At 50.1% G+C, this 22,626-nt stretch carries 23 protein-coding genes; 19 read left to right on the forward strand and 4 right to left on the reverse strand.

Annotated features, from left to right (window positions below):
• The first annotated feature begins 9 nt into the window (after window positions 1–9).
• From AUC31_RS03220 to AUC31_RS03245, 6 genes are all read left to right on the forward strand, one after another.
• Complete coding sequence (locus AUC31_RS03220) at window positions 10–1,140, forward strand: CamS family sex pheromone protein (RefSeq protein ID WP_058381396.1); 1,131 nt, start codon at window positions 10–12, stop codon at window positions 1,138–1,140.
• Between the two features lie 100 nt (window positions 1,141–1,240).
• Complete coding sequence (gene gatC / locus AUC31_RS03225; protein WP_058381395.1) at window positions 1,241–1,531, forward strand: Asp-tRNA(Asn)/Glu-tRNA(Gln) amidotransferase subunit GatC; 291 nt, start codon at window positions 1,241–1,243, stop codon at window positions 1,529–1,531.
• A gap of 18 nt (window positions 1,532–1,549) precedes the next feature.
• Complete coding sequence (gatA, locus tag AUC31_RS03230) at window positions 1,550–3,019, forward strand: Asp-tRNA(Asn)/Glu-tRNA(Gln) amidotransferase subunit GatA (RefSeq protein WP_058381394.1); 1,470 nt, start codon at window positions 1,550–1,552, stop codon at window positions 3,017–3,019.
• Entirely contained in the window at window positions 3,016–4,446 is a 1,431-nt protein-coding gene (gatB, locus tag AUC31_RS03235) for an Asp-tRNA(Asn)/Glu-tRNA(Gln) amidotransferase subunit GatB (protein ID WP_058381393.1), read from the forward strand. Before gatA ends, gatB begins: the two co-directional genes overlap by 4 nt.
• Window positions 4,447–5,430: 984 nt before the next feature.
• Window positions 5,431–5,991, forward strand: a complete 561-nt coding sequence (locus tag AUC31_RS03240; protein WP_058381392.1) for a thioredoxin family protein — start codon at window positions 5,431–5,433, stop codon at window positions 5,989–5,991.
• A 100-nt stretch (window positions 5,992–6,091) separates the two neighbouring features.
• Window positions 6,092–7,006, forward strand: a complete 915-nt coding sequence (locus AUC31_RS03245; RefSeq protein WP_058381391.1) for a diacylglycerol kinase — start codon at window positions 6,092–6,094, stop codon at window positions 7,004–7,006.
• A 54-nt stretch (window positions 7,007–7,060) separates the two neighbouring features.
• Here the strand turns inward: AUC31_RS03245 and AUC31_RS03250 are convergent, their stop codons facing one another.
• Complete coding sequence (locus AUC31_RS03250; protein ID WP_058381390.1) at window positions 7,061–7,495, reverse strand: NUDIX hydrolase; 435 nt, start codon at window positions 7,493–7,495, stop codon at window positions 7,061–7,063.
• Window positions 7,496–7,694: 199 nt separating this feature from the next.
• Here AUC31_RS03250 and AUC31_RS03255 point away from each other — a divergent pair, with 199 nt between their 5' ends.
• From AUC31_RS03255 to AUC31_RS03285, 9 genes are all read left to right on the forward strand, one after another.
• Window positions 7,695–9,038 (forward strand): cytochrome ubiquinol oxidase subunit I, encoded by a 1,344-nt coding sequence (locus tag AUC31_RS03255; protein ID WP_058381389.1) that lies wholly within the window; start codon window positions 7,695–7,697, stop codon window positions 9,036–9,038.
• Window positions 9,038–10,066, forward strand: coding sequence for a cytochrome d ubiquinol oxidase subunit II (locus AUC31_RS03260; RefSeq protein WP_058381388.1), 1,029 nt, complete (start codon window positions 9,038–9,040; stop codon window positions 10,064–10,066). The genes AUC31_RS03255 and AUC31_RS03260 overlap by 1 nt, the downstream gene beginning before the upstream one ends.
• 14 nt (window positions 10,067–10,080) lie before the next feature.
• Complete coding sequence (gene cydS, locus AUC31_RS18010) at window positions 10,081–10,191, forward strand: cytochrome bd oxidase small subunit CydS family protein (RefSeq protein ID WP_374703198.1); 111 nt, start codon at window positions 10,081–10,083, stop codon at window positions 10,189–10,191.
• An 88-nt stretch (window positions 10,192–10,279) separates the two neighbouring features.
• The gene (gene rlmD / locus AUC31_RS03265; protein WP_058381387.1) at window positions 10,280–11,641 is read left to right on the forward strand and encodes a 23S rRNA (uracil(1939)-C(5))-methyltransferase RlmD; all 1,362 of its coding nucleotides are present in this window, start codon (window positions 10,280–10,282) and stop codon (window positions 11,639–11,641) included.
• 211 nt (window positions 11,642–11,852) lie between these two features.
• Window positions 11,853–12,329, forward strand: a complete 477-nt coding sequence (locus AUC31_RS03270; RefSeq protein ID WP_058381386.1) for a flavodoxin family protein — start codon at window positions 11,853–11,855, stop codon at window positions 12,327–12,329.
• A gap of 48 nt (window positions 12,330–12,377) precedes the next feature.
• Window positions 12,378–12,848 carry a GNAT family N-acetyltransferase gene (locus AUC31_RS03275; RefSeq protein ID WP_058381385.1) on the forward strand — a complete coding sequence of 157 codons (471 nt, stop codon included), beginning with the start codon at window positions 12,378–12,380 and terminating at the stop codon, window positions 12,846–12,848.
• A 96-nt stretch (window positions 12,849–12,944) separates the two neighbouring features.
• A complete protein-coding gene (locus AUC31_RS03280; RefSeq protein ID WP_058381384.1) occupies window positions 12,945–13,370 on the forward strand; it encodes a DUF1801 domain-containing protein in 426 nt (141 codons plus the stop codon).
• 126 nt (window positions 13,371–13,496) lie between these two features.
• Window positions 13,497–13,655, forward strand: coding sequence for a Fur-regulated basic protein FbpA (gene fbpA, locus AUC31_RS17545; RefSeq protein ID WP_083509116.1), 159 nt, complete (start codon window positions 13,497–13,499; stop codon window positions 13,653–13,655).
• 69 nt (window positions 13,656–13,724) lie between these two features.
• A complete protein-coding gene (locus tag AUC31_RS03285; RefSeq protein ID WP_058381383.1) occupies window positions 13,725–15,173 on the forward strand; it encodes an amidase family protein in 1,449 nt (482 codons plus the stop codon).
• A 43-nt stretch (window positions 15,174–15,216) separates the two neighbouring features.
• On the opposite strand, the gene AUC31_RS03290 is transcribed toward AUC31_RS03285, so the two are convergent.
• Window positions 15,217–16,056, reverse strand: coding sequence for a TetR/AcrR family transcriptional regulator (locus tag AUC31_RS03290; protein ID WP_058381382.1), 840 nt, complete (start codon window positions 16,054–16,056; stop codon window positions 15,217–15,219).
• A 182-nt stretch (window positions 16,057–16,238) separates the two neighbouring features.
• Between AUC31_RS03290 and AUC31_RS03295 the strand changes: the two genes are divergently transcribed.
• The 4 genes from AUC31_RS03295 to AUC31_RS03310 all read left to right on the forward strand — a co-directional run bounded on the left by AUC31_RS03295 (window position 16,239) and on the right by AUC31_RS03310 (window position 21,143).
• Window positions 16,239–17,705 (forward strand): MDR family MFS transporter, encoded by a 1,467-nt coding sequence (locus tag AUC31_RS03295; RefSeq protein WP_058381381.1) that lies wholly within the window; start codon window positions 16,239–16,241, stop codon window positions 17,703–17,705.
• 109 nt (window positions 17,706–17,814) lie between these two features.
• Window positions 17,815–18,972: a DEAD/DEAH box helicase gene (locus AUC31_RS03300; protein WP_058381380.1), complete on the forward strand. Its 1,158-nt coding sequence runs from the start codon at window positions 17,815–17,817 to the stop codon at window positions 18,970–18,972.
• On the forward strand, window positions 18,972–20,195 hold the full coding sequence (locus tag AUC31_RS03305; RefSeq protein WP_058381379.1) for an aminopeptidase: 1,224 nt from the start codon (window positions 18,972–18,974) through the stop codon (window positions 20,193–20,195). The genes AUC31_RS03300 and AUC31_RS03305 overlap by 1 nt, the downstream gene beginning before the upstream one ends.
• A gap of 12 nt (window positions 20,196–20,207) precedes the next feature.
• Window positions 20,208–21,143, forward strand: a complete 936-nt coding sequence (locus AUC31_RS03310) for an SGNH/GDSL hydrolase family protein (protein WP_058381378.1) — start codon at window positions 20,208–20,210, stop codon at window positions 21,141–21,143.
• Between the two features lie 61 nt (window positions 21,144–21,204).
• Here AUC31_RS03310 and AUC31_RS17835 read toward each other — a convergent pair whose 3' ends face one another.
• Both AUC31_RS17835 and AUC31_RS03315 read right to left on the reverse strand, forming a co-directional pair.
• Complete coding sequence (locus AUC31_RS17835; protein WP_167456542.1) at window positions 21,205–21,354, reverse strand: hypothetical protein; 150 nt, start codon at window positions 21,352–21,354, stop codon at window positions 21,205–21,207.
• Window positions 21,355–21,418: 64 nt separating this feature from the next.
• Window positions 21,419–22,501, reverse strand: coding sequence for a M20 family metallopeptidase (locus AUC31_RS03315; RefSeq protein ID WP_058383676.1), 1,083 nt, complete (start codon window positions 22,499–22,501; stop codon window positions 21,419–21,421).
• Window positions 22,502–22,626 lie beyond the last annotated feature (125 nt).

Genomic DNA, 22,626 nt, shown 5'->3' on the forward strand with positions numbered 1-22,626 from the left:
GATTAGCATATGAAACGCATTTGGTGGATCCCGATCAGCATCTTGCTGCTTTCGGGATGTGTCCCTTCCGGAAATGACGAGGCGGAAGTGATCAACACAGAAGAAGAAGAGGCGGAAACGGCGATCATCCCGAGCATGCAGCTCGATGATCAATATTACCGGACGCTGTTGCCGTATAAGCAAAGCGCCACCCGCGGAAAAATCGTCAGCCGGCTGAATTCTCGCTACGATATCAAGGAAGCGGAGCACGGATTATTGCGCCTATCGCAGCAGCAGTTCTCACCGGATGATTATTATTTCCAGGAAGGCCAAAAAATCACCGATGAAGAAGCTTCGCTGTGGCTCCAACGCGAAAGCAAAGATAATCCGCAAGGGCTAAACCCGGAGGATGGCCGCAGCCAAGCGGAGACCGACGGCGGCGAACGCCCGCAACCGGAATTGCTGGCGCATATCCTTGAGCAAAATTACCTCGTCAAAACCGAGGAAGACAAAATTCGTCTTGGCGGGGTTTCCATCGGACTTGCCATGAATACGGTTTATTATAGTTCGACGGACGACATCCCCTACGAAGAATCGATTCCTCAAGATCAGATTGCTGAAGAAGGCAAACGGATGGCTGATGAAATCGTCAAGCGCTTAAGGGAGAAAGAAGGAATGGCGGATGTGCCGATCCTCGTCGCTTTATTCGCACAAAACAGCCGCAACGCGATGACACCCGGCACATACTTCTCTTACGGCGCTGCCCCGAAAGGCGAGACCGAAGTGGCGAACTGGAATGATGTCGACGAAGAGTATGTCGTATTCCCGACTTCTGGGACGGACGAGCAATACCGGGATATCGATACGGCGTTCCGCAACTTCAAGCAAGACGTCGAATTGTATTTCTCGAATTTCACGAGCGTCATCGGCAAAGGCTTCTATCAAAGCGGCCAATTGCAGGAGATGAAAATCGAAATCCCGATCCAGTTTTATGGCTCGGCTGAAGTGATCGGCTTTACGCAATACGTCACCGGCCTGATCTTGGATCATTTCCCAGACGACATCCAAATTGAAGTGAACGTCACGTCGACCAACGGCGCGGAAGCACTCATTTTACGGAAAGCCGGGGAAACGGAACCGGTTGTCCATATTTACGAGTAAGTCTGTAATTTAAAGGGGCAGCCAGCTGGCTGTCTCTATTCATTTTTTTAGAAAAATGGTATGATAGACCGTATGTTTATTGAATCCGGAGGTGTAGAAAATGGCGAAAATGACAAAAGAAGAAGTAATCGAAGTGGCCCACTTGGCGCGTTTGGCAATTACCGATGAGGAAGCTGTGCATTTTGCGGATCAATTGGAAGCGATCACCAATGCGATGGAATTGCTGAATGAATTGGATACGGAAAATGTAGAACCGACGACGCATGTATTGCCGCTGGTCAATGTGATGCGCGAAGACAAGTCGATCGAAGGCTTGCCGCGTGAATTGGTAATGAAAAACGTAAAAGAACATGAAGGCGGACAAGTGCGTGTGCCAACGATTCTGGACTGATTGTGAGGAGGGAAAAAGATGAAGTTAGCTGATAAAACTGCAAGCGAATTGCAGGAATTACTACATAGCAAAGAATTGACGATTGCGGAGTTGACGGAAGCGACATTCAAGCGCATCAAGGAATTAGACCCGAAAGTTGATGCCTTTTTGGCTTTGAATGAAGAGCAGGCGACAAAGCAAGCAGCTGAAATGGATCAAACGGATACAGGGGAACGTGGCCCGCTTTACGGCTTGCCGATCGGCGTAAAGGATAATATCGTCACGGAAGGACTCGAGACGACAGCATCGAGCTTGATCCTGAAAGGCTTCAACCCAATCTACAACGCAACGGTTGTGGATAAATTGCGCGAAGCCGGCATGGTCATCGTCGGTAAATTGAATATGGATGAATTCGCAATGGGTTCTTCCAATGAAAACTCTTACTATAAAAACACGAAAAACCCGTGGAACTTAGAAACTGTTCCAGGCGGTTCGTCGGGCGGTTCAGCTGCGGCTGTAGCAGCAGGTGAAGTTCCGTTCACACTCGGTTCCGATACAGGCGGATCCATCCGTCAGCCAGCTGCTTTTTGTGGTGTTGTCGGCATGAAGCCGACATACGGCCGTGTATCCCGTTTTGGGTTGATCGCTTATGCGTCATCGTTCGACCAAATCGGCCCGATCACGCGCACGGTTAAAGACAACGCCCTTCTTTTGAATGCCATTTCCGGGCACGATGAAAAAGACTCGACATCCGCAAATGTTGAAGTGCCTGACTTCACAGCAGCACTCACTGGCGACATCGAAGGCCTTCGCATCGGTGTGCCGAAAGAATATTTCGCAGAAGGCGTCAGCGAAGCATCGAAACAAGCTGTAAAAGATGCACTGAAAGTATTGGAAGAAAAAGGCGCAACATGGGAAGAGATTTCCTTGCCGCATTCCAAATACGCGCTTTCTACGTATTACATCTTGGCTTCATCTGAAGCATCTTCCAACTTGTCCCGTTTCGACGGCATCCGTTACGGCTACCGCACGGAAAAAGCCGGAAGCTTGCTTGAGTTCTACATGAACACACGCTCTGAAGGCTTCGGCGACGAAGTGAAGCGCCGCATCATGCTCGGAACGTACGCACTCAGCTCGGGCTATTACGACGCTTACTACAAAAAAGCGCAAAAAGTGCGTACTTTGATCAAGCAGGATTTCGATAAAGCGTTCGAAAACTTCGATGTCATCGTCGGGCCGACAACGCCGACACCGGCATTCAAGATCGGCGAAATCATCGATGATCCTTTGACAATGTATGCGAACGATATCTTGACGATTCCTGTCAACTTGGCAGGCGTTCCAGCCATTTCAGTCCCATGCGGCTTCGAAAACGGATTGCCGCTCGGATTGCAGATCATCGGCAATTATTTCGATGAAGAAACCGTCTACCGCGTCGCGGATGCTTTTGAGCAGGCGACCGAGTTCCATAAAGAAATACCGCAAACATGGGAGGGAGCAGCACAATGAATTTCGAAACGATCATCGGGCTTGAAGTCCACGTCGAACTGAAGACGGAATCCAAAATGTTCTCGCCTTCCCCAGCTCATTTCGGTGCTGAACCGAATACCAACACAAACGTGATCGACCTTGGCTACCCTGGAGTCTTGCCGGTCGTCAATAAAACGGCAGTCGATTGGGCGATGAAAGCGGCACTTGCGTTAAACTGTGAGATTACGCGCCACACCAAATTCGACCGTAAAAACTATTTTTATCCGGATAACCCGAAAGCCTACCAGATTTCCCAGTTTGATCAGCCGATCGGTGAACATGGCTGGCTTGAAATCGAAGTGAACGGCGAGAAAAAACGCATCGGCATCACGCGTCTCCATATGGAAGAAGACGCAGGAAAGCTGACGCATACCGGAAATGGCCATTCTCTTGTCGACTTTAACCGTCAAGGCACGCCATTGATCGAAATCGTCTCGGAACCGGATATCCGCACGCCGGAAGAAGCGTATGCGTATTTGGAAAAAATCAAATCGATTATCCAATACACAGGCGTTTCCGATGTGCGCATGGAAGAAGGCTCGCTTCGCTGCGACGCCAATATCTCCTTGCGCCCATACGGCCGCGATGAATTCGGCACGAAAACTGAGCTGAAGAACTTGAACTCGTTCAACTTCGTTAAAAAAGGCTTGGAGCACGAACAGATCCGCCAAGAGCAAGTATTGCTTGCAGGCGGCATCATCGAGCAGGAAACACGCCGCTACGATGAATCAACTGGCAAAACTTTGCTGATGCGCATCAAAGAAGGCTCGGATGATTACCGTTACTTCCCGGAACCGGACCTGGTTGATATCGTCATCGACGACGCATGGCTCGAGCGCGTGCGTGCAGAAATTCCGGAACTTCCGGATGCCCGTAAAGCCCGCTACGTATCAGAACTTGGCTTGTCGTCATATGACGCGATGGTGTTGACTTTGCAGAAACCAATTTCCGATTTCTTCGAAGCGACCGTTAAAGCCGGCGCTGATGCGAAACTGGCATCAAACTGGCTCATGGGCGAAGTGTCCGCTTACCTCAATGCTCAGAATAAAGAGCTTGAGGAGACGGAACTGACGCCGGAAGGACTTGCCGGCATGATCAAATTGATCGGCGAAGGCACGATTTCTTCGAAAATCGCCAAGAAAGTCTTCAAGGAATTGATCGAAAAAGGCGGCGACCCGAACAAGATCGTCAAAGCGCAAGGCTTGGTGCAGATCTCGGACGAAAACGTATTGCTTGAGTACGTCACCAATACTTTGGACGCCAACCCCCAATCGATCGAAGATTACAAGAACGGGAAAGACCGTGCAATCGGTTTCCTCGTCGGGCAAATCATGAAAGCGACAAAAGGGCAGGCTAACCCGTCGCTCTTGAACAAAATCCTCCTCGAGGAAATCGCGAAACGTTAATCAGAAAAAGGATGGCTCACTCAGCCATCCTTTTTTTTGTGGTTTATTTTAGTGAATGCGATCCAAAAGTTAAATCTGGTAGTCGAAATGTTCTTTCCTTGAGATTCCGCTGCAAGGGGCACGCTTGAGGTCTGCAGGATGCAGGTCATGCAGCTGATGCGACAGGAAGTCGCGTTTTCAGCTGCCCGGGTACAGGGCGGGTGTTGAGCCAAGGTGGCTAATGTCACTGCGTTCGAACATCAGATAAAAAGCGTTGCTCCCACATCTGCTACGCAGATGCGTCGCAAATGAATGGACTCGGCTCCTCCTCGCCATCCATTCGCCCCTTTCCGCTCCATCTCTAGGTATAGAATAGAAATTCAAATGTTTTCTGCATTGAAATTATGTGAACAGTTTTGATTTGTTCGATAAATGCGCGGAAAAGATGAATCATCCTTAATATTAATATTGAGTCTAGCTAGGCGTCTTCACCAGCGGACGAATATAATAAAAAAAGACGCGTCCTCGCATGCAACATCCAATGAAATCCAAAAGCCGAACCACGCACACGGGCGAGCCGAAGCAATGAGACGAGCGTCTTTCTCGGCTCATTGCGAAAGGCCAGCCCAAAGCGGGAGGCGATTGCTTCATGATGAAATAATCAATGGATATTTCATCTTACTATCAATTCCAGCCAAGCGACGATACCAGCGGACGAAGACAATCAAAAGTGACGCTTCTTGGCACATAACACCCAATGAAATCTAAAAGCCGAACCGCGCACACGGGCGAGTCCAAAGCGGGAGGCAGCTATCTCGTGATAAAATGTATAATGAATTATCCATCTCGCGCTCACGTCTAACTTACTGCTCCGCATTCTGCATTATAAAACAGAAACCGACTGCGAAATGTAGAGTTAATTGGAACAATTCACAGCTTTTTGCTTAAAAGTTTGCCGCAAAGGGAAAAGAACAGGTAAACTGTTTTGTAAGGAGACGTGATAGAATGATGACGGAACTGGAATATTTTGAGCATGCCATCTCACTGGAGAAATATATGGCGCAGATGGAATCCAATCAGGAAAAAACCTACACGATCTATGAGAAATTCGAGTTGCCGGACGATCCGGAATTTATCGATATGCTGAAACAGCAGCAATTGAACATCTTGGCGATTACCGAAGATTGGTGTGGTGATGCGATGATGGTCAACCCGATTCTCCGGAAATTGGCGGAAGCGGCGGATCTCGAAGTCCGCTGTGTTTACCGCGACGACAATCCGGAACTCATGGACCGTTATTTAACGAATGGCGGCAAGTCGATCCCGAAATACATTTTTCTGTCCGAAAGCGGAGAAGTGAAAGGGTCGTGGGGGCCACGGTCACCAAAAGTCCAGCAGATGGTCGATGAAAAGAAAGCAAGACTGCCGGAAAAAGAAGATCCTCAATACGAGCTGCACTGGAAAACGGTAATCGGGGAGATTTCGGATCGTTTCACATCCGACCCGGAGCTTTGGCAAGAGACGTATGAAGACATTCGCAAGAGCTTGCAAAAAAGCTTGGCTTAACACTATACAGACAGCCGGCTGCAGAATGCCCGTCCGCGGGAACTTTCTGCAGCCCTGTCATGTCCTGTTTCTATAGAATGGTCCAGAAAGGCTGAATCCGATGAAACGAGCACGCATAATTTATAACCCGACATCCGGCAGGGAACTGTTCCGCCGCCACCTCCCGGAAGTATTGGAAAAAATGGAAATTGCAGGATACGAAACGTCCTGCCATGCGACCACCTGTGAAGGGGACGCAGTAAAAGCGGCGGAATATGCGGTCGAGCGCAAATTTGATTTGGTGGTGGCAGTCGGTGGGGACGGGACACTCAATGAAGTCGTTTCCGGAATCGCCAAATACCCGGTACGCCCGAAAGTGGGCTTGATTCCGATGGGCACGACCAATGATTTTGCACGGGCTGTGCGCATTCCACGCGATATTAACCGCGCTGTCGATATCATCATCAAAGGCGAGTCGATCCCTGTCGATATCGGGGTTATGAACGATGACCGCTATTTCGTCAATATTGCAGGAGGCGGGCGCTTGACGGAATTGACGTATGAAGTTCCGAGCAAGCTCAAGACGGTGCTTGGCCAATTGGCGTATTATTTGAAAGGCATCGAGATGATTCCCTCGATTCGCTCATCTCGTGTCCGCATTGAATACGATGGTCAAGTGTTCGACGACAAAGCGATGATGTTTTTGATCGGCTTGACCAATTCCGTCGGCGGCTTTGAAAAACTGGCGCCGGATGCCAGCATCAACGACGGCAAATTCACCTTGCTCATCCTGAAGGAATTGAACATGGCGGAATTTATCCGTGTGGCATCACTTGCGCTTCGCGGGGAGCATTTATCCGACCCGCATGTGTTGTATGTGAAAGCGAGCAAGATTTCCGTGACGTCCAATGAACGCGTCTTGCTGAACCTCGACGGCGAGTTCGGCGGTATTTTGCCGGCTACCTTCGAAAACCTGGAGCGTCATATTGAAATGTTCGTGCCGCTGGAGTATATCAAAGAAAAAGACCGCAAATAAAAAAGCGATCCGCTCAATCCGAATGGGGATGAGTGGATCGCTTTTTTGAATAGATCAGTATTCCAGCAATTCGATTGCTTCGTCCTGGTCCGCCGCAAGCTTCGGCAAGCCTTCAATCGGCTCCCAGCGATACTGAACGATAAGGCCATTGTCGCGCCCTTCGCTTTTGATGGTATGTTCGAACTCGTCGATTTTTTCGCCAGTGTATTCAAAATGGAAGATGTTGCGCTCGTACGCTTTGTCTTTATGCGCCGGGTAGTAATTGTATTTGTGGATTTTCCCGACGAATTCCAGCACATCGCGCGGCAAGCCGGTTTCTTCTTTCACTTCGCGGTATAGGGCATCGATCAATAATTCGCCTTCCCCAATCGTTCCGCCTGGCACTTGTAAGCCGACTTCGGGTTCGCCTTTGTACTCAAATAAGAGCAATTCTCGGTTGTGTTCTTCGCCTCTGGTAATATAGGCAAATACCTTTCTGCTTGTTTCCATATGAATCATCCTTTTCTTTTGTTCATTATAGAATACTAAAAATTCAGCAAAATTTCAATGGGGATGTTTTCATTTTGTCACAGCTTATTCAAACATCGGGCGGAATCGGATGCCTCACAGAAGTCTATGGGAGGGCCTTTAAGGTACAATAAAACATATAACGGGCTGTGCTTTGGCCCATGTAAAGGGGACGAGAATTTTGGGATTTGAAGATGTGGCTTTACAAAGCCGGATACTGACCTTGATGACCCTATCATTCCACATCATCTACGCGACGATCGGTGTGGGGGTCCCACTCATGATCATGATTGCCCAATGGGTCGGGATCAGAAAAAATGACGAGCATTATATTCTCCTGGCACGCCGCTGGGCGAGAGGGTTCGTCATCACGGTAGCGGTCGGTGTCGTGACCGGTACCGCAATCGGGCTGCAATTATCCTTGTTGTGGCCAAACTTTATGCAGATGGCAGGGAATGTCATTGCGCTTCCGCTGTTTATGGAAGTTTTCGCCTTTTTCTTTGAAGCGATTTTCCTCGGAATTTATTTATATACGTGGGACCGTTTTGAAGACCAGCGCAAACATTTCCTATTGCTGGTTCCGGTCGCACTCGGAGCAGCTGCTTCCTCTGTATTTATCACCATCGTCAATTCGTTTATGAATGCGCCGCAAGGTTTTGATGTGTTGAACGGCGAGTTGGTCAATGTGAGCCCATTGCTCGCGATGTTCAGCCCGGCCGTGCCGACGAAAGTCGCACACGTCCTGTCGACAGCGTTCATGACGAGCGCCTTCGTGTTGGCATCGATCGCTGCCTTCCGTTTGCTGCGCGGATCGAATCATATTTACCATAAGAAAGCATTGTTCCTGACCATGAAGCTCGCGCTAGTCTTTTCGGTTGCCACCGCTATCATCGGCGACTTTTCAGGGAAATACTTGGCCGAATACCAGCCAGAGAAACTGGCGGCTGCCGAATGGCATTTTGAAACGGGATCGGAAGCTGAACTGGTGTTGTTCGGTGTGTTGGACGGCGAAGAGCCGAAATACGCAATCCGCATTCCATACGCGCTCAGCATTTTGGCGCACGGTGTACCAAGCGGTGAAGTCATCGGCTTGAATGATTTCCGGGAAGATGAAATTCCGCCGCTGTGGATCCATTACCTCTTCGATACGATGGTCACCCTCGGCATGTGGCTCGCGTTCTTCTCCTTCGTTTACGTCGTCGGAGCGTGGCGCGGCTGGTCCATTGTCACAAGGAAATGGTTCCGCTGGCTGACTGTACTGAGCGGGCCACTCGCGATGCTCGCGATACAGGCCGGCTGGTGGTTCACGGAAGTCGGCAGGCAGCCGTGGATCTTGCGCGGCTATATGAAGACCAGTGAAGGGGCAACGACAAGCGGGCAAGTCGATTTGATGATCGTCATGTTCGCCGGTCTCTATGTCATTCTCGGAATCGGCACAGTTGTCGTCTTGTCACGCATGTACAAACGCAACCCGGTCGAGAAGGAATTGGCACAGCGTGAATCCGTAAAAGGCGGTGAAGAATAATGACACTCGAAATTATCGGGATTTCCGTTCTTTGGCTGTTTTTATTCCTCTACGTCATCGTGGCGTCGATTGATTTCGGCGCTGGATTCTTTAACGCCTACAGTGCTTTTTCCGACAAGCAGCATATTTTGACAGGCATCATCCAGCGTTATCTGTCGCCGGTATGGGAAGTCACGAACGTCTTTTTCGTGTTCTTCTTCGTCGGCATCATCGGGTTTTTCCCGCAGACGGCGTTCTATTACGGCACGACGCTTCTTGTGCCGGCAAGCATTGCGCTTATCTTGCTGGCAGTGCGTGGTTCCTATTACGCGTTCGCCACATACGGTGCGAAGATCAACCACCGCGGTTATATCTATATGTACGGCTTATCCGGCCTAATGCTTCCGGCGGCACTGTCGCCGGTGCTGGCCATTTCAGAAGGCGGCTTTATGCGCCTGGAGGGCGGGCAGCCGTCGCTTGATTACTGGGCGCTGTTTACAAGCCCCTTGATGTGGAGCATCGTCGTCTTGAGCATTGCCGCAGTATTGTATATTTCTGCCGTGTTCTTGACTTGGTATGCGTGGAAAGCTGGAGACGAGAAAGCGACTCAGCTCGTCCGCAAATACGCATTGGTTTGGGCAGGCCCGACAATTGTCACGGCGACCGGCATCATTTTCGAGCTTCGCGGGCACAACCCGGAACATTATGCGAGCTTGCTCGATTTGTGGTGGATGTTCGCGCTGTCGTTCCTGTTGTTCCTCGGTACCGTGTTCTTGATCTGGAAGAAACGCAATTACGGCTTGGCGTTCATCTTGCTCGTCGGCCAATTCTTTACCGCGTTTTTTGCCTACGGGGCGTCTCATTACCCTTATCTGTTGTATCCGCACCTGACGATTTACGATAGCTTCACGAATGAATCGATGGCGATCGCCTTGATCATCGCCTTTATCGCAGGGCTCGGGCTATTGCTGCCATCGCTTTATCTCTTATTCCGCCTGTTCCTATTCGACAAAGATTACGTCAAAGGGAAATCGGATTATCATGCCTAAGGAGGCTGTGAAAGATGAATGATTTCTTCATTTTCTATGCGCCGTTTCTGGTGATCATCCTGGCGATTGCCGTCGGGTTCTGGATATCACTGAAAGATGGCCCGGTAACGAAAGACAAAAAATAAAACTGTGGCGGGAATTTCCCGCCGCAGTTTTTTACTGCTTAAAAAGTAGATATGTTACAATAAGTCAATGTGAAATGGAGTGAACGTAATGAAACCAGTAACGAAAAATGACCGCTTGTCCGTCTACGTCGAAGACTTGACGCATGATGGTGCCGGCGTTGCCAAAGTGGACGGCTATCCGCTGTTCATCAAAGATGCATTGCCCGGTGAGACCGTAACGGTGCATGTATTGAAAACATTGAAATCCTACGGGTTTGCGAAACTCATCTCGATCGAAGAGAAATCCGCAGACCGCATCGATGCGCCGTGCCCGGTGTTTGAGATTTGCGGCGGCTGCCAATTGCAACACCTGTCCTACGAAGGGCAATTGAAATACAAAGAGAAAGTCGTGCGCGATGCGATGGCGCGACTCGGCAAATTGCCGGACGTGCCGGTCCATCCGGTCAAAGGCATGGACAATCCGTGGCGCTACCGCAACAAATCGCAAATCCCGTTTGGCCTTGATGACGGCCGAGTGGTGGCTGGTTTTTACCAGCCGCGCTCGCACCGTATTGCGGATACCGATATCTGCTTGATCCAGACGCCGGAAGCGGATATTTTGATGGCGTCGCTCAAGCGCAATTTGGTAGATATGGGCATCGAGCCGTATGAAGAGAAGACACACCGCGGCATGCTGCGCCACGTCGTCCTGCGCAAAGGGCGCGTAACGGGCGAATTGATGGTCGTGTTGGTGACGAAGAAGCAGAAATTCCCTCAAGCAGAGCGCGCCGTGGAAGCGATCCGTGCGGCTTTGCCGGACGTGACGTCGATCATGCAGAACGTTAACCCAGAAAAGACCAATGTCATTTTCGGGAATGAAACGATCAATCTATGGGGCAAGGACATCATCGAAGACCGGATCGGCGATGTGCGCTTCGAGATCTCTGCGCGTTCGTTCTATCAGGTCAACCCGGAACAGACGGAAGTGCTGTACGGGCAGGCGCTAGATTACGCGGGGCTGACAGGAACGGAAACGGTGATCGATGCGTATTGCGGCATCGGCACGATTTCGCTATTCCTTGCACAGCGCGCGAAATTCGTCATGGGTGTCGAGATCGTCCCGCAGGCGATTGAAGATGCCAAACGCAATGCCGATTTGAATGGTTTTACGAATACCTTATTTGAAGCAGGACCCGCCGAAGAAGTCATTCCGCGCTGGTATAAAGATGGCAAAGAAGCCGATGTGCTTGTCGTCGACCCGCCGCGCAAAGGCTGCGATGAAGCACTCCTTCAAACGATGCTCGAACAACAGCCAGAGCGCATCGTTTACGTTTCCTGCAACCCGGCGACGCTGGCACGCGACCTGCGAATTTTGGAAGACGGCGGCTACCGGACGCAGGAAGTCCAGCCGGTCGATATGTTCCCGCAGACGACGCACGTTGAATGTGTCGCGTGGCTGACGAGAAGCTAATTCTTTATTAGTTAATGGAATTAAATGTAAAACCCCACCCCTGATGACTGTTCTTTGAACAGCATTGGGGGTTTTTTTATGCAATAGGGGATCAAAATGAAAATTTGTACTTTAGCAGGAAGGAATATTCTGCGGGGCAGGGAAGTAATCAATCATCATTGATGGAGTGCGGCCATGGGATTGCGGATGTTTCAACGAAGGAGGGAACGGTATGAAAATCGGTATTATCGTGCATTCCCAGACCGGGCATACCTTGCTTGTCGGGGAACGGCTTCGTGAAAAATTACAAAGTGATGGGCATGAAGTTCGTTTAATGAGGATGCAAAATCTAGAGAAAGAAGAAGCGAAAAACCCTACAGATGTACAATTGGATTCATTGCCGGAAACCAAAGGATATGATGCTTTGATTTTTGGCGCATGGGTACAGGGCTTTACGCTATGTCCTGGGTTTATAAAGTATGCGGAACAACTTCCGGATCTCGGCCAAGCGTCGGTATCTTGTTTTTTGACGCAGCAATTCCGCTATAAATGGATGGGCGGCAATAGGGCCATGTCCAAAATGACGACATCGCTTGAAACAAAAGGGGCAGTGGTCAAATCGACCGCCATCATCAATTGGTCCCATAAGAAAAGAGAACAGCAAATCGAGGAATTGGCGGAACGCTTCACTAGACAATACAAAGCGTAGGCACTGGTAAGAGAGCAGGGCAAGTAGCAAGAAAGGGAGTCGGAAATCATGTCAGACATCCACTTTAAACGGCTGGCGGATGATGCACAGTCGCTGGAGCGGTTCAGGGAATTGAATGCTTTGTTTGCGGATGCATTTGAAGAGGACGAAACGTATCTTGGAAACCCACCGTCCGATGGCTATCTCCAATCTTTATTGGCAAAAGAGCATGTCCTCGTTTGTGTGGCATTGTCCGGCGGCGAACTTGCAGGCGGGCTTGTCGCATACGTCTTGGATAAATTCGAGCAGCAGCGGAAAGAAGTATACATCTATGATTTGGCAGTGGCCAGCAAATACCGCAGAAGAAAAGTCGCGACCAGGCTGATCCGGTTTGTCCAGGCGGAAGCGCAAGAGTTGGGCGCATGGGTCGTTTTCGTGCAGGCGGATCCTGTGGACACGGCTGCTGTGAAACTATACAGTTCGCTCGGAACAAGAGAAGATGTATTTCATTTTGATTTCACCTTAGCGGAACGAAAATGACCATCACGTTCCGTATCGGGCGTTAGGTGTTGAGGCAGGACAATGGACATTGTATGTGGAAGTAGAGACCAAGAGTTTTCAGGAGGAGGATGAGCAATGTACGAACAAAAAACGAAAGAACACGAAGGCAGCGTCATTGAGTTCATCGAGTCGGTCGAAAAGCCGTCAAAAAAAGAAGATGCCTACCGGCTGTTGGAGATTTTCGAACAAGCGACCGGCCATCCGGCGAAAATGTGGGGAGATAGCATCATCGGTTTCGGGTCTTACCATTATCGCTACGCGACAGGCCATGAAGGCGACGCGCCTCTAGCCGGGTTTTCCCCGCGCAAAGCGAAAATCAGCTTATACCTGACAGGCTGTGCAGAAAAAGAGCCAGATGCGCTTGAGCGCCTGGGGAAATGCACGTCGGGCAAATCCTGCATCTACATCAATAAACTCAGCGATATCGATTCGGAAGTGCTGAAAGAATTGATCCAAAATGCAGCAGCGTATTTGCAGGAGCGCTATCCTGACAAAGGCTAAGCTGAAATTTGTCGAAACGAGGGCGGACCAAAAAATTATCGGCAGTTTTTCTTTTGGCAGGTTTTAGGCTGTGATCGTTTCGGGTATAGAAATAGTGATACTATCTGCAAGGAGAGAAGAAGCACGATGGAACACATACCCGAGTCAAAATTCGAAGACAAACGGTCGATGGTCATTGATGAGCTCGTTTCGAAGAATGTCTTCAAGATCAACGGCAGGCAGCTTTACGAACTGTCCTTATATGAACTGTTAAAGGAATATACCGATAAAAGCCTAAGCTCATGAGCTCAGGCTTTTTTAGATATCCATGGCCCTGGAAAAGGGTTTATTTTGCATCATGTGGGAGGAACAGTCATGCATCATCAAAAACTGGAAGACTACCGCAAAAACAAGCTCGACGAAATGACGATTGCCCAGTTGCAAAAAGAAATGGAAACGGGCAAGCTGACGTCGGAAGAACTTGTGCTCATGTATAAAGAAAACATTTCACTGCGTGACAAGAATACAAGAGCCGTGCTTGAGATCAACCCCGACGCCTTGCTTATTGCCCAAGCGCTAGATTTCGAACGGAAGCATAGAGGGCCGCGCTCGAAACTGCACGGCATCCCTCTGCTCGTCAAAGACAATATGGACAGTGGCGATAAAATGCATACAAGTGCCGGTTCACTCGCCATGGCAGACCATTACGCGCTGCGCGATGCGAAAGTGGTGGAAAAACTGCGTGCGGCGGGTGCGATCATCCTCGGAAAAACCAATATGACCGAGTGGGCGAATTTCATGAGTGATAAAATGACCAACGGCTATAGTTCGCGCGGCGGCCAAGTGAAAAACCCATACGGCACATTCGATGTCGGCGGGTCGAGTTCAGGATCGGCGGCCGGAGTGGCTTCGAATCTGGCTACGGCTGCGGTCGGGACGGAAACTTCCGGTTCGATCATCAATCCGGCAGCGCAGAACAGCCTCGTCGGCATTAAGCCGACGATCGGCCTCATCAGCCGCGCAGGGATCATTCCTTTATCGCATACGCAAGACACTGCCGGGCCGCTTGCGCGCACAGTGGAAGATGCGGTTACGGTGTTTGCGGCTTTGGTCGGGACGGACCCGGATGACGAAATCACGCTGTTTGCTGAGCAGTTCAAGGGCTATGATTGGCAGCAGCATTTAAAACAAGACGGGTTATCTGGGGCTGTATTCGGTGTGGACCGCCAATTGTTCACGGATATTACGGAACAGCAATCTGCTGCATTCGAACAGGCCGTGGAGCAGCTGCGGGCACGCGGAGCCACAATCAAAGAAATCGATCTTGGCGCCGATCAGGAAGATCTCGGCTTTGCGGTGTTGCTCCACGAATTTAAATCAGACTTAAACGCCTATTTGGCGCGCTCGAATCCTAACCATCGGATCCGTTCAATGAGTGACATCATTTCATATAATGAAGCGCATGCGGAGCGGATGTTGAAATTCGGCCAGAATTTATTGGAGCAAGCCAATGGCATGAGCGGAAACTTGACGGAGAGGGAATACGTCGAGGCGCTTGAACGCAACCGTTTCCTGGCGGCTGAACAGGGCATGAATAAGCGCCTTGGGCAAGCCGGAGCAGATGCGCTTGTTCTGCCGCAGGATTTTGGCTGCAATATCGGTGCCGCTGCCGGGTTCCCTTCAATCACCGTGCCAGCAGGCTTGACGGAATCAGGCGAACCGTTCGGCATCACGTTTGCCGGGCAGGCATTTGATGAACCGAAGCTGATTGAATATGCTTATGCGTTTGAGCAAGCAGCAGCGGGGCGGAGGCGTCCCTCATAAAAAAATCCCCTTCCTTGGAATTTCATCCGAGGAAGGGGATTTTTCATTTGATCTGGCGCCATACATGTTCCAAGAAAATCTGCAGTTCGGCATCGTCCGTGCTTTGGCCTAAAGTAGTCAGCACGCTATTGACGATCGCTTTACGCGGATTTGGAGCTATAAGTTCATCGGCAAGAAATGCGATCATTTGCTGCAAGTCCGGATTTTTTTCAGCAGCGGCAAGCGCCTGCAATTGCTTTGAGCTGTCGGCTAAAGTTGGCGACTGACCGTTTTGCTCTAGCAGATGCTCGGATAAAAATCGCTTGCCGTCTTTTAATTGAGCCTGTACTGCTTGTTTCATGCGATGAACGATATAGACGGTCAGTTCATCAAGCGGCAGCTGCTGGCCGGTGCCGAGCCGCCAAACATGCATCAATTGCTGGAGCGCTCCGTTGGCCATCGCGGCATTTTCCAGTGCATAAGGACGCGCCTCTTCACCGAACATATCCACAATGCGGCTGCTCAGCCACTTGAGCTCCGCAATGTACTGGCTTTTCCCGAAAGCTTTCAATTCCTCGTCTTGTGAATAGAAGATGCTTTCGTAAAGGGAGAATAGGTTCTTCTCATGATTCATGCGGATGCGAATCGCTAATTGTCTCGCAAACAGGTCGGTGTCGGATGGAGATTCCCCGAAAGCGGCGGCGATGCGTTGTGCGCGGATATCTTCACTGATCGATTCCATCAAAGCGATCAGGCATTCCGATTTCGACGTGAAGTAATTATAAAAAGTTCCTTTGGAGATGCCGGCTTCATCCAGAATGTCCTGAATAGATGAAGCGTTATAGCCCTTCTGGATGAATAAGCGATGGGCGGCATGGACAATTTGCTGTTTTTTAGGATTCATAATATCCCCTTTTTGGACTGATAGTATAAAAAAAGCATACCGTCAAAAGCTGATGAAATCAATGTTTCGAACTTATAGACTGTTCTCAAGACGTCTTTCTTGTAAAAAATATACCGCGAGTATAAAATGTGTCAATAGAGTATAATCAGCCGAATTAAATCGGCGAGACGGAGGAAAGAAAGATGAAAGAAACAACGAAACCACCTTATGCAATCATCGCCATTTTGTTCACCGGAGCATTTGTGGCGATTTTCAACCAAACCCTTTTGAATATTGCACTCCCGGAAATCATGATCGACTTGAACGTAGACGCTGCGACAGCCCAATGGCTCGTCACAGGTTATATGCTCGTCAACGGTATCCTGATTCCGGCGAGCGCTTATTTGATCCAGCGTTATTCCAACCGGGCCATCTTTATTGTCGCGATGTCCTTGTTCTCACTCGGGACTTTGCTTGCCGCACTCGCCCCGACATTTGCTATCTTGTTGATCGGCCGTATGGTCCAGGCGTCAGGCGCTGCACTCATGATGCCTTTATTGATGAATGTCATGCTCGCCGCGTTTCCTGTCGAAAAAAGAGGGCAGGCGATGGGCGTCTTCGGGATGGTCATGGTCGTGGCGCCGGCGATCGGCCCGACGCTCTCAGGCTTTATCGTCCAAACCTACTCATGGAGAATCCTGTTCTTTATCGTATTGCCGGTCGCTTTGATTCCATTATTGCTCGGGATTTTCAAATTGAAAAACCTGACCTTTCAAAACCGTGAGCTGTCGCTTGATCCGTTGTCTCTCGTGCTATCGAGCCTTGGGTTCGGCGGCTTGCTTTACGGATTCAGTTCAGCTGGATCGCTCGGCTGGGAAAATCCGGCTGTTTATTTAACGATAGCGGTCGGCCTGTTGTCCTTAACAGCCTTTGCGTTCCGACAAATGAAGTTAAAAGAGCCGCTATTGGAACTGCGCGTCTATAAGCATCCGATGTTTGCATTGTCTTCGGTCATTTCAGTCACTTTGTCGATGGCAATGTTTTCGGCCATGATCCTCATGCCGATCTATATCCAGACCATTAAAGGCATCTCCCCGATTCAATCCGGTTTGATGATGCTGCCGGGAGCGCTCGTCATGGGAGTTATGTCTCCAATTACAGGCCGCATTTTTGACCGATACGGAGCTAAAGTGCTGGCATTGCCTGGCCTGGCACTGGTTGTCATCACTACCTATTTGTTCAGTAATTTAACACTGGATACGGGTTACTATGAAATTATGGCCATCTATACATTGCGCATGTTCGGCATTTCGATGGTCATGATGCCGGTCATGACGAACGGGCTCAACCAATTGCCGATGAAATTTTATCCGCACGGAACGGCCATCAACAATACTTTGCAACAGGTTTCCGGCGCAATTGGTTCAGCGTTTCTTGTCACTTTGATGAATACGCGCACCGAATCGACGGCACAAGAACTGGTTGCTTCGGGGACAAGCGCCCAGGAAGCGACCATTCCTGCCATGCTCGAAGGCATTAACTTCTCCTTTACGGTGTCGACTTACATCGCACTCGCTGCGTTTCTGTTGGCGTTATTCATTAAAAAGCCCGACCAGAGAGCGACAGAAAGACAAAAAGAACGCGTTTATAAACAACGCTATGCAGAATGACAAGAGGCGGCTCCTTCTAAAAAAGGAACCGCCTTTTCATTTGCCGAAAAAGGCGGCAAAGAGCCGGATATGGTACACTTAAGGCATCGAAAAGAAGGTGGAATGACACATGAATTTTATAAAAGAACTAAGTCCTGTCTGGCAGGATAAATGGAAACAAACCGGCTTTACCGAAGCGATGCCGATCCAGGAACAGATGATTCCGGAAATGCTCTCAGGAAACGACATCGTAGCGGAATCTCCGACCGGTTCGGGGAAAACACTGGCTTACCTGTTGCCGATCTTGGAACGCGTCGATCCGAAAAAACCGAATACACAAGCGATGATCATCGCGCCTTCACAAGAGCTCGCGATGCAAATCGTCAACGTCTTGCGTGAATGGACAACGGGGACGGATGTCACAGTCACGCCGTTGATCGGCGGCGCGAATATCCAGCGCCAATTGGACAAGTTGAAGAAAAAACCGACGATCGTCGTCGGCACCCCGGGACGCTTGAATGAATTGGTCAAGACCAAGAAACTCAAGATGCACGAGGTGCGCATCATGGTTCTTGATGAAGGCGACCAATTGATGGCCCGGGAACACCGCGGCATCATGAAGGACCTCATTGAAAGAACGCAGCAGGATCGCCAGCTTGTGTTGGTATCGGCGACCATTACAGAGGAAATCGAATTGGTCGCAGAGCGCCTGATGAAGCAGCCGACAAGATTGCAAGTATCGGCTGAACAGTTGCCGAAACAAGGAAAAGTGACGCATTCGTTCATTAAAGTCGATGAACGCGACAAGACCGACTTGCTTCGCAGCCTATCGCATATGACAGGCGTAAAAGCACTTGCATTCGTCAATAATCTCGACCAAGTGTTGATGAAGGAAAGTAAGTTGAAATTCCGCGACGCCAAAATCGCGACTTTGCATTCCGAAATGAAAAAAGAAGAACGCAAGAAAGCATTGGACGATTTCCGCAAAGGCGACACGGCGGTATTGATTGCAACCGAGGTGGCAGCGCGCGGGCTTGATATCGATCAATTGACGCATGTTATCCATGTCGATGCGCCGATGACAGTCGAGCAATATTTGCACCGTTCCGGCAGAACCGGTCGCGCAGGGGCTGATGGGGAAGTGTTGACGCTTCTGGCTTATGCCGATGAAAAGCATTATAAGAAGTTGACGAAAGAATTGCCGAATAAGCCGGTGCAGAAAATTATGCATGGCGGCGAATTGATGGAAGGCAATAGCAAAACCATGACAGCAAAGGGGAAAAAATGATGAGCTTTCAGGACAAGTTAGCGCAATATGCGGAATTGACTGTCCGTGTCGGCGTCAACATCCAGCCGGGGCAGGAGCTATTGATTGCGACGACGACGGATACCGTGGAATTCACGCGTTTGGTCGTTGAAAAAGCCTACGAAGCCGGGGCTAAGCAAGTCCATGTCGCGTTTTCGGACCCGTCAGTTATACGGACGCATTACGAATTGGCACCGGACGCCGCGTTTCATGAATTTCCGGATTGGGTCGTCAAACAGCGCGACGCTATCATCGACCATAAAGGCGCATTCTTGTGGATCGATGCGGAAGACCCGGATTTGCTTACAGGTATTCCGGCAAAACGCCTAAGCGATGCTCAAAAATCCGCTGGAAAGGCATTGGAACGCTATCGCCAGGCTGTCGGATCCGATAAGATCGCTTGGTCGATCGTTGCGATCCCCTCTGAAAAATGGGCGCAAAAAGTGTTCCCGGACGAACAGGATCGAATGGCCGCTCTGTGGCAAGCGATTTTCCAGACCGTGCGCATCGGAGACGGTGACGCAGTCGCATTGTGGCAGGAGCATATCGCCAACTTGGAACGGCGGGCGGCCGCATTGAACGAACGGCGCTACCGGAAATTGCATTACCGTGCGCCAGGAACCGATTTGACGATCGGTTTGCCAGATGGCCATATTTGGATGAGCGGCGCTTCCCGCACGCCGGACCAAGTGCCGTTCATCGCCAATATGCCGACTGAAGAAGTATATACCGTGCCGGCCAAACTGGAAGTCGAAGGCACCGTGCGCAATACGAAGCCGCTCGTTTACCAAGGCAATATCATCGATGGCTTCACGTTGCGCTTCGAAAACGGCCGTATCACACAAGCGCGAGCGGAAATCGGCCAGGAACTATTGGATGAATTGCTTTTAGCCGACGAAGGCGCAGCATATCTTGGGGAAGTAGCACTTGTGCCGGTTGAATCGCCGATTTCGGCTTCCGGCATTTTGTTCTACAATACCCTATTCGATGAAAATGCATCGAATCATTTGGCAATCGGCGATTCCTACCCGACTTGCCTCGAAGGCGGAAAAGACTTGGAACGCGATCAATTAAAGGATTACGGATTGAATACATCGATCGTCCATGAAGATTTCATGATCGGTTCGAGCGAGATGGACATCGACGGCATTACAGAAGACGGCAAGACCGAAGCGATTTTCCGAAAAGGAAATTGGGCATTCTAACGAGGTGAGCATATGAAAAAGACGATGATTGCAATGGCGGCGGGAATGATGCTAGTGGCAGCAGGGAACCCGGCGTCTGCGGAGCCGCAAATTCCTGCCGCTTATGTGGCGATCGGCGATTCACTGGCGGCAGGCCAGACGCCGAACCGGTCAATCGACAGCGGTTATACAGATTTGATTGCGCAGGAATTGACGCGCAACCAGCCGCTGGCGTTCTATTCAAAAGACTTGGCGTTTCCTGGATTCACCACAGGAGATGTCCTGGAAAGCATCGAGTCGGATGAAGCAAAAGAGCTGCTGGGCCAGGCGAACATCATCACGGTGTCTGCCGGAGCGAATGATTTGCTGCGCCTCGTGCAAGCGAATGCCGCTGAAGGGGCGTTGAGCTTTGAAGAGATCCAAGCGGATTACGCGCTGAATGCGGCGCGTGAAAACGTCGAAACAATTCTTTCTGAACTGGAGGAGCTTGCGCCGACAGCGGATATCTATATAATGGGCTATTATTTTGCATACCCGCATGCCCGTGACAGCCAAAAACAAGGCACGGCTGGGCAATTGGAACAATTAAACGACATCCTCAAGCAGGAAGCAGAACAGGCGGGCGCGACATTTGTCGATGTAGCCGACCGTTTCGGTGAGGATGCCGTGGAACTCGTCCCGAATTCCGGAGACGTCCATCCGAACGTAGATGGCTATCAGGAGATGGCGAATGCATTCTTCGAGCAATACGGCGAAGGGTTTAAAGTGGAAGATGCAGAACTTCCGGAACCGGCGCCTGTAACGTTCGAAGAAATCCAGCAAATGCAAGAACAGGAAGAGCCGTCAGGTGAAGCGGATGAAGAAGAAGCCGATTCGGAAGATGTTTCTAGTGACGATTCTGCCACCAAGCCTTCTGAAGGCAAGGATCTGGATTATTTAGCGATTCGCCAGGCATTGCCGCTCATTTAAAAAACTTAAGCAATATAAAAAGGCCGGAGAAAATGATTCATTTTCTCCGGCCTTTTATTGTTCAGCGGCTTTTTCGTGAGTCGCTGCGGTTACGTGCATCATTTTCATTGTTTGCGTTGTTCTTCTTGCGGTTGTTCATCACTTTGCGGATGATTGGGTATGCAATCGGTCCGTATTTAATCGCAGATCTGACAAGTCTTCCAATAGCCATATTTATCGCTCCATTCATTTTTTCGTATTGAGGTTTATTAGAGTTTTCCCGGTTTCAGCCTTTTTTAAACCTCTGTCGGGGCGATGGCGTGTGCGATCAGAATATCCTTATAGGAATGGACGCTTGAAATCGAGACGTATTCCGCATTGCCATGCCAGTCGTCTCCACTCGGCCCGAACTCGATGGCGCCTTGCCCGCCGATTTTCTCGGCGTAATAACGGGTATCGGCAGCACCGTGCTGGCCGAACAGCACCGGCTGTTCCGAAAGCGTCGATTCGACGGCCTTCATCAAGGTCTGGATATACGGATGGTCGTCCGTCGTCGTCAAGGCAGGGGTCGAGCCGCTCGCTTTGTATTCCATATCGACACCGAGCGTGTTGGCCAGCTGTTCCATTTGGCGGACGATCTCATCCTTGTCCTGTCCCGGCATGAAGCGGATATCGTAGGACATCTTGCAGATTTCAGGCACGACATTATAACGATCGCCTGCATTGATGATCGGCAAGTTGACGGAAGGCTGCTCATAGTATTCCGTCGATTCTTTGCGGAACGGCAAATCGTTCATGCCGGCATGGAATTTCATCGCCGATTCGATGGCGTTAATGCCTTCCCATGGGCGCGATCCGTGAGCCGGTTTGCCTTTGAATGTCAAATCCATTCTCAGGATGCCTTTCGATTGCAAGCCGATCTTCAAATGGGTCGGTTCACCGCAAATGACGAAGTCGCCGTAATGGCCTTGGTCGACGAGCCATTTCGAAGTATTGCGTCCGCCAATCTCTTCATCGGTGACAATGTGCAAATGCACTTCACGCGGCAATGCAGAAGCGTCGAGTTCGACAAATGCCTGCATCATCGCAGCAACCCCGGCTTTCATGTCTGCCGACCCGCGGCCATATAGTTTATCGCCTTCTTCGATTGGGGAAAATTGCTCTTTATGCCCGGGCACGACGTCGACATGGCCGTTCCAGATGATCTTTTCGGCGCCTTGCCCTTTAACTGCTGTCAGCATGAGGTAGCCGTCGTTATCGTGTACTTCGACTTCTTCGCCTTTCGCCTTTAGCCAGGCAGAGCAGAACATCAGCGCTTCGTTCGCTCCTTCTTTCGTATCGCTTTCGATTTTGATCAAATCCTTCAATAAATCAATCATTGATCCGGCAGTTTTCAAACTGCCTCCACCACCTTCCACAAAGTTTGCTAGTTTCTATCTACCCTAATCCGTTTGGCTGAAACGGCCTTGCAAGCCAAGTATGCGTTGTGTACAATACACATAAT

The sequence above is a fragment of the Planococcus rifietoensis genome (assembly GCF_001465795.2).
Classification (GTDB): domain Bacteria; phylum Bacillota; class Bacilli; order Bacillales_A; family Planococcaceae; genus Planococcus; species Planococcus rifietoensis.